10 protein-coding genes are annotated in these 6,217 nt (G+C 69.8%); 5 read left to right on the top strand and 5 right to left on the bottom strand.

Translation table 11 applies throughout. The annotated features are described in order from the left end of the window. Positions 1-11: 11 nt before the first annotated feature. Entirely contained in the window at positions 12-614 is a 603-nt protein-coding gene (locus WG898_RS04735) for a Crp/Fnr family transcriptional regulator (protein WP_339601589.1), read from the bottom strand. Between the two features lie 49 nt (positions 615-663). Between WG898_RS04735 and WG898_RS04730 the strand changes: the two genes are divergently transcribed. Together WG898_RS04730 and WG898_RS04725 are read left to right on the top strand one after the other, a co-directional pair. Then, on the top strand, positions 664-822 hold the full coding sequence (locus WG898_RS04730; protein WP_339601588.1) for a hypothetical protein: 159 nt from the start codon (positions 664-666) through the stop codon (positions 820-822). 4 nt (positions 823-826) lie between these two features. Then, the gene (locus tag WG898_RS04725) at positions 827-1,207 is read left to right on the top strand and encodes a sterol desaturase family protein (protein WP_339601587.1); all 381 of its coding nucleotides are present in this window, start codon (positions 827-829) and stop codon (positions 1,205-1,207) included. Positions 1,208-1,244: 37 nt separating this feature from the next. Here the strand turns inward: WG898_RS04725 and WG898_RS04720 are convergent, their stop codons facing one another. The 3 genes from WG898_RS04720 to WG898_RS04710 form a co-directional block, all read right to left on the bottom strand. Beyond that, a complete protein-coding gene (locus WG898_RS04720) occupies positions 1,245-1,607 on the bottom strand; it encodes a hypothetical protein (RefSeq protein WP_339601586.1) in 363 nt (120 codons plus the stop codon). A 26-nt stretch (positions 1,608-1,633) separates the two neighbouring features. Further along, complete coding sequence (locus WG898_RS04715; protein WP_339601585.1) at positions 1,634-2,251, bottom strand: TetR/AcrR family transcriptional regulator; 618 nt, start codon at positions 2,249-2,251, stop codon at positions 1,634-1,636. Between the two features lie 70 nt (positions 2,252-2,321). Then, complete coding sequence (locus tag WG898_RS04710) at positions 2,322-2,753, bottom strand: nuclear transport factor 2 family protein (RefSeq protein WP_339601584.1); 432 nt, start codon at positions 2,751-2,753, stop codon at positions 2,322-2,324. 193 nt (positions 2,754-2,946) lie between these two features. Between WG898_RS04710 and WG898_RS04705 the strand changes: the two genes are divergently transcribed. Both WG898_RS04705 and WG898_RS04700 read left to right on the top strand, forming a co-directional pair. After that, positions 2,947-3,474 carry an ester cyclase gene (locus WG898_RS04705; RefSeq protein ID WP_339601583.1) on the top strand — a complete coding sequence of 176 codons (528 nt, stop codon included), beginning with the start codon at positions 2,947-2,949 and terminating at the stop codon, positions 3,472-3,474. 71 nt (positions 3,475-3,545) lie between these two features. Continuing rightward, positions 3,546-4,400, top strand: a complete 855-nt coding sequence (locus WG898_RS04700) for a PEP-CTERM sorting domain-containing protein (protein WP_339601582.1) — start codon at positions 3,546-3,548, stop codon at positions 4,398-4,400. Here the strand turns inward: WG898_RS04700 and WG898_RS04695 are convergent. After that, positions 4,361-5,038: a Crp/Fnr family transcriptional regulator gene (locus WG898_RS04695; RefSeq protein ID WP_339601581.1), complete on the bottom strand. Its 678-nt coding sequence runs from the start codon at positions 5,036-5,038 to the stop codon at positions 4,361-4,363. The genes WG898_RS04700 and WG898_RS04695 overlap by 40 nt on opposite strands. A gap of 65 nt (positions 5,039-5,103) precedes the next feature. Here WG898_RS04695 and WG898_RS04690 point away from each other — a divergent pair, with 65 nt between their 5' ends. Next, the gene (locus tag WG898_RS04690; protein WP_339601580.1) at positions 5,104-6,210 is read left to right on the top strand and encodes a DUF2332 domain-containing protein; all 1,107 of its coding nucleotides are present in this window, start codon (positions 5,104-5,106) and stop codon (positions 6,208-6,210) included. Positions 6,211-6,217 lie beyond the last annotated feature (7 nt).

The following is a 6,217-nucleotide window of genomic DNA, read 5'->3' as shown; positions in this document are numbered from 1 at the left end:
CAAGGCCAAGGTCAAGACCTGACCCCAATCGCCGGACCGGCTTCGCGGAGTCGGCGCCGCAGGCGCGACAGCGCCACCTCGGTGATGCCCAGATAGCTCGCCACCTGCTTGAGCGCCAGCCTTTGCGCCAATGCCGGCTCGTCGGCCAGAAAGCGCTGGTAGCGCGCGGTCGCGTCCAGCATCAGCAGCTGCTGCTCGCGCGCGGTCTGGCGCGCCAGACCGGCGGCCAGGCCCCGCAGGATCAGCTCCAGCGCCTGCGGCCAAGCGTGCTGCAGGGCATGCAGCGCCGGCCCCGAGAGTTCCACCAGCTCGCTGGGCTCCAGCGCCTCGACGATGGCGGGCGCCGCCACCGCGGCCGCTGCGCCCACAGCGCCCGGCAGGCCCAGCCATTGCAGCTCGGGGTAGAAGGCGTGGTTGCGCTCGCGCCCCTGCGCATCTATGAACATGCCGCGCAACAGGCCCCGCTCGACCCAGGCCAGGCCCTCGCCGGGCCAGCGCTGGCCGCGCGCCAGGCGCCGGCGCGGCAAGGCCCGCCATTGCGCCAGGCGTTCGGCGTCCTGTTGCAGCCAGTCGAGAAAAGCGGGCCCGCACACGGGGCAGGGTGTCGTCGTCATGAACCTGGGTCAATGCGGTGGAGGTGGCGTTGCCCGAGCATCATGCCGCATGAAACCCACTCTCATCCCTCTCGCCGGCTGGAACTGGCCGCACCTGAGCCTGCTGCTGGCGCTGCCGGCCTATGCCTGGCTGAGCGGCCGGCTTGGGCTGCAGGCCGATCTCGTCCTCAGCGTTGGCACGCTCGCCGGCCTGGCCTGGCCTGGCTGATGCTGTGCGAGCGCCTGTGGCCGGCGCGGCGTTGCACTGGCAGGCCGCCCGCGCGCAGCCGGGCCTGGCGCAAGACCTGACCCCGGCGCTGGCGCTGCCGCTGGCGGTGGTGCTGGGCGAGCTGGGGCCCTACTGGCTGCACCGCGCCGCGCACCGCCTGCCGGGGCTGTTGCTGGGTTTCAGCGCCGAGCTGCACCGCTGGCACCACAGCGTGCGGGCCGCCGAGGCGCACAACTTCGGCACCGCGCTGCCGCTGTGGGACCAGCTGTTCGGCAGTTATGTATACCGCCCGGGCCAGGCGCCCGGCCGCGTCGGCTGGCTGGAGGACGCCGAGCGGCCGCGGCGCGCGCCCTGGCTGGGCTGCTGCCTGCTCAGCCGCCCGTAGCGCAGCCGCCAGCGCGGCGTGCGGCAGTGCTTTGCGGTCAAGCCCGCGCCAGGTCGGACACTTGCGTCAGCTGCAGCGGGCGCGCCAGCTCGATGCGAAAGCGTCCGCGCCCGGACTTGTGGATCTGCATCGCGGCACGGCGCTCGCAAAGGCGGCGTTGCAGCAACAGCATGCGCGTGCTCAGGTTGTCCTGCACATCGGGCAGGCGCAGTTCCGAGCCGGCCAGGCGCAGCTCGCGCAGGCTGAACTCGCTGCGCTGGCGTTCGTGACTCTCGCGGGCCAGCTTCCAGAAGATCGCACCGGCCACGCCCTTGATCAGGTAGTGGCTGTCCAGGAACACGCTGCCGTCGCGCTCGTAGTACCGCACGTCGACAGGTGCTTCGGTCGAGTTGGTGTTCATTTGCATCGCTCCTGTTGCAGCAGATGTCATCCCGGCCCTGCGGACTTGCGCGCCGCATCGACGAGGGCGCGGAGCGCCCAGCGGCGCACGCGCCGGGCTTCGGCCTCGTTGAGCTGCATCACGTCCTTGAGCGCGAGCATCGCCTCGGGGCCGATCACCATGGCCAGCGCCAGGCTCAGGGTCTTCAGCGCCGCTGGGCGGAACTGCTCGCGCGTCGGCTCCAAGGCCGCGTCAATCAGTGGCGCGCGTCGGTTCTGGCGCAGCGGCAGGTCTGAGGTTTCGCCAGGCCGCACGCTGCGCTCCAGCGAGTGCTTGAGCATCAGGCGCAGCGGCACCTCGTTGTCGCGGATCATCGCCTCGATGGCGGCGTCTACACGTTCCAGGCGGGCGACCGGATCCTCCTTGGGCGCGCCACGAAACACCGACTCGGCCTGCGGTGTGTCGATGTCCAGGGCCGCCTCGAGCATGAGCGCATGGATGTCCGGAAAGTGTCGATAGGCCGTGGCCCGCGAGACCATCGCCGCCTCGGCCACCTCTTCCAGGGTCGGACTGCGACCGCTGCGGGCCAGCTGGCCTGCCGCCTTCAGCAAGTCCTTGCGGGTGCGCCGCAGCTGATTGGCGCGAGCGCTGCTCTCGGCGCTCATGGCTGCACCCTTCGCGCTGCGCGCTGTCCCGCCGAGCGGGAATTCGCCCCTTCGGGCGGCCGCGCGGGGCTCATGTGGCGGCGTCCTGTGGCAACTGGGCCAGGATGGCTGGAAAGTCCATCCAGACGTTCTCACGGGCGATGCGGCCGTCCGCCGCGAAATCGACGACATGCAACATGCGGAACTGTAGCGGCCGCCCTCGGCCTTCCAGGCCGAAGGGTCGGCCCACCGCGCGGCCGCTCCATAGCGATTCGTCGACCACGAAATTCGCGCCATGCCAGCGGCGCAGGCGCTGCACCTGGCTGTCGGCCAGGTCCAGGAAGGTCTGTTGGTAGAAGGCCCTTGCGGCCTCGCGACCCAGCGATGGGCCGGGCGGCCAGCCGACGACATCGTGCTCGACCGCATCGGTCAGCGTGCTGAGCACGCCGTCCACATCGTCGGTGGCCTCGCATCGGAAGTGCGCGTCGAGCGCGCGATCCATCTGTTCAGGAGTGAGCGACATGGCGGATTCCGAATCCGTTGATATTTGGTGAGACAAGTGTCTCATGATGGTTTGATGTTCGCAACATGCGCATTGCTTAGCATTTTGTTAGCGCCCTGTTAGTGCTCTGTTGGCGAATTCTTAGCACTGGCCAGCGTTGCCGTTTGCACACTTGCGCTGCGTTCCCGATCTCGCCACCCAAAGGAGGCCAACCATGGACCAAGCCACTGCATTTCCGACCCGAAAGGTCGGCCCCGATAGCGCCACCTCGGAGGCACACAAGTCCGGCGGCGACCGGCCGGTCGCCGGCCCGCATCATTCGGCCGGATCCAGCACCTGTGCTCGCGACACGGTGATGGCCTTCTACGCCGCCTTCGACGGCGGCACCTTGGACGGTTTCGATGGCATCGCGCCGGGCTTCGAGGCCCGGGTGTTTGGCGCCACCGTGCTCGACTGGCCCGGCTTCTTCGGCTTTGCCAAGGCGTTCCGCGAAGGATTTCCCAGCGGCTGCCATGTCTTCGACGATGTGATCGTCGAAGGCGACAGGGTCGTGACCGTCGGCCGCTATCGCGGCCGCCACGAGCATGCCTTCATGGGTGTGCCGGCCACGCAGCGCGAGGTCGATTTCGCCGTGATGCATCTGGATGTCGTGGCGGATGGCCGCATCGTCGAACACCGAGGCATTGGCGACATCAACACGATGTGGGCACAGCTCGGTGTCAGTGCGTCGACAGCGGGCTGAGCCCGATGCGCGAGCCAACTGCAGCAATGTCATGAAACCGGCTGATCAATCACCAAGGCGAGAACACCCTGATGACGCGACCATACCGCTTCGGCCTGTTGCTCGCGACGGTGCTCGCCGCACAGGCCGGCACCGCCTCGGCCCAGTTCGATCGCCCCTTCGGCACCCGCGCCGGGGTGGGCTTCACCGGGCAGGACACCCAGTTCGTGGGTGGCGGCTTTCAACCCTATGCGTCGATCGACCTGACGGATTGGCGCCGGTCCAGGGGCCAGGCCGAGGCCGACTCGCGCGATGGCGCCCTGCACGCTTATGCCTTCACCGCGCCGAAGGTGCAGCCCGATTGTGATCCGCGCGCCAACACCCGCTGTACCTGGTTTGCCGAGGCAAACGCGCAGATGTGGGATGTCCTCACATTCCGCAAGGATGAGCTGCGCGATCCCAGCCAGATCAAGTGGCGCTTCCAGATCACGGGCGCCATGACCGAAGGCTGGCGCTCTCCCGCCGGCTCTTTTGGGTATTACGTCGGGACCGATCCGCTCGGCTGGTACGGCATTTCGGGCTTCAATGTGCGGCCGGGCGCCCAGGTGGCCGGCGCCTTGCCCATGCCCGACCAGGAGGGGGCCACGGTAAAGGTCTACGTGATGGCGTGGTTGCGGGCCTGGGCTGCCAACGGCAGCACGGCCGACTTCTCGCACACCGCACGTTTCGGTTTGGAGTTGCCCGCTGGCGTGAGCTTCACCAGTGCCTCAGGTGTGTTCATGGCGGACCACTTCCCGCCGCCGCCGGTGCCGGAGCCAGCGAGCTGGGCCTTGATGGGCGCGGGCCTGTTGCTGGTATTCCGTGCGGTGGCGAGACGTCGCGACCCTCCCAGCTCGAAGGTCTGCCATCAAGCGGGCACCCCATCCCTCACGGTGAGCCGGCCATAGGCCAGGCGCAGGCGACCGGCCGCCGCGGCCGCACGCAGCAACTGGTTGACAGTCTGGCGCGACACATTGGCCAGCGCCGCCAGTTCCGCCTGCGTGGCGCGAAATTCCAGCCAACCCTCGGCGTCGGGCGTCAGCCCGGCGCCGCGTTCGCGCCGCAGCTGCGCCAGCGCCAGCTCGAAGCGCTCGGGGGCACTGCGGTGGCGCGCGGCTTCCAGCAGGCGCAGCGTGCCGTCGTAGCGCAGCGCAAATTCGCGCATCAAGGCACGCGCAAAGCCGGGCAGCTCGTCCATCGCGTAGCGGTAGGCCTCGGGGCCGAACACCAGCACGCGGCTGGCGCGCCGCGCCACCGCCTCGTAGTTGGAACGCTGGCCGGTGACAAAGGCGGCCAGGCCAAACAGCCGCGGTGCGCGCACATGCTCCAGCACCGAGGCCTGCCCATCGGCGCTGTTGAGGCGCGCTTCGATCTCGCCCTGCAGCACGGCGTAAAAGGCCTGGGTGCGTTGGCCCTGGGCAAACAGGGTTTCGCCGGCCGCGAGGCGCTTGGCGCGCGTGAGCCTCTGCAGCTCCTGCAAGGCGCCGGCGGGCAGCGCCAGTGCGCCGAAATTGCCGTTCAACACCTGTTCCAAGTCCCTTGCCATGGGCAGAGTCTAGAGTGTCGGCAAGCCGACATTTCCAGCGTGCCGCAGGGCTTAGGCTGAGCGGCATGCCAAATCAAGCCAACTTCATCCAGCATTGGGCCCAGCAGTACCGCCACTTCGCCGCGCAGGAGTGCACGCAGGATCCGCTCTATGTGGCGATCTGCGAGGCGGTGGCCGATACACCGGAGCTGCTGGCCCTGATGCAAGAGGCGCCTGCCAGCCAGGCACGGCCGAATCTGTTGCTGGCGGCCCTGCACGAGCGCGTGCTGGCCGGCGTGCCGCACCCGCTGGCCGATTACTACCCCAGCGTCGGCGGCGGCCGCATGCCGGACGCCGACCTGGCCGCTCACTTGCTGGACTTTGCGCGCCAGCAGCGCGAGACCTTGGTCGCGCATCTGCGCCAGCGTGCCACCCAGACCAACGAGATCGGCCGCTGCGCTGTGCTCTGGCCGGCGCTGCAGCAGGTCGCGGCGCTCACCGGCCGCCGCGAGCTGGCCCTGTTCGACTTCGGCAGCAGCGCCGGGCTCAACCTGGGCGTGGACGCCTACCACTACGACTACGGCAGCTTCCAGGCGGGGGCAAGACCCGACCCCGGCGTGCCGCGCATCGCCTGCCGCTGGCTGGGCGATGCCACGCCGCCGCGGGGCGAGTTCAGCCTGCGGGCGCGCCTGGGCGTCGATCTGGCGCCGGTGGACCTGGCGGGCGGCGAGGCCCTGCGCTGGCTGCGCGCCTGCCTGTGGCCGCATGACCGAGTGCGCGCCGCGCGCCTGGACCAGGCGTTGGCGCTGGCCTGCCAGGCCGGGCGCCGCGTGGAGCGCCATGCCGATGGCCTGGACCGGCTCGAAACCTGGCTGGACGAACTGCCCGCCGGCGTGCAGCCGCTGCTGTTCAACTCCTGGGTGCTGGCCTACTTCCAGCCGCCGGCGCTGGCACGCTTCCAGGCGCGCGTGGCGGATCTGGTGCGCGCGCGCGGCCTGGCCTGGATCAGCGCCGAGGCCGCCGAGCTGCGGCCCGCGGGCCTGGAGCCGCCGCCCGCCGTGCAGGGCGCCGCGCCGCCGCAGACCGCCACGCTCTGGAGCCTGCAGTGGCGCGAGGCAGGCAGCGCGCAATTGCGCCAGCGCGCGCTGGCCTGGTCGCATGCCCATGGCCAATGGGTGCAGTGGTTGGCTTGAAGCCTGG

This window comes from Paucibacter soli (assembly GCF_037482845.1).
In the GTDB taxonomy this organism is placed as follows: domain Bacteria; phylum Pseudomonadota; class Gammaproteobacteria; order Burkholderiales; family Burkholderiaceae_C; genus Paucibacter_B; species Paucibacter_B soli.
This window is presented reverse-complemented; position numbering and strand designations above follow the sequence as displayed.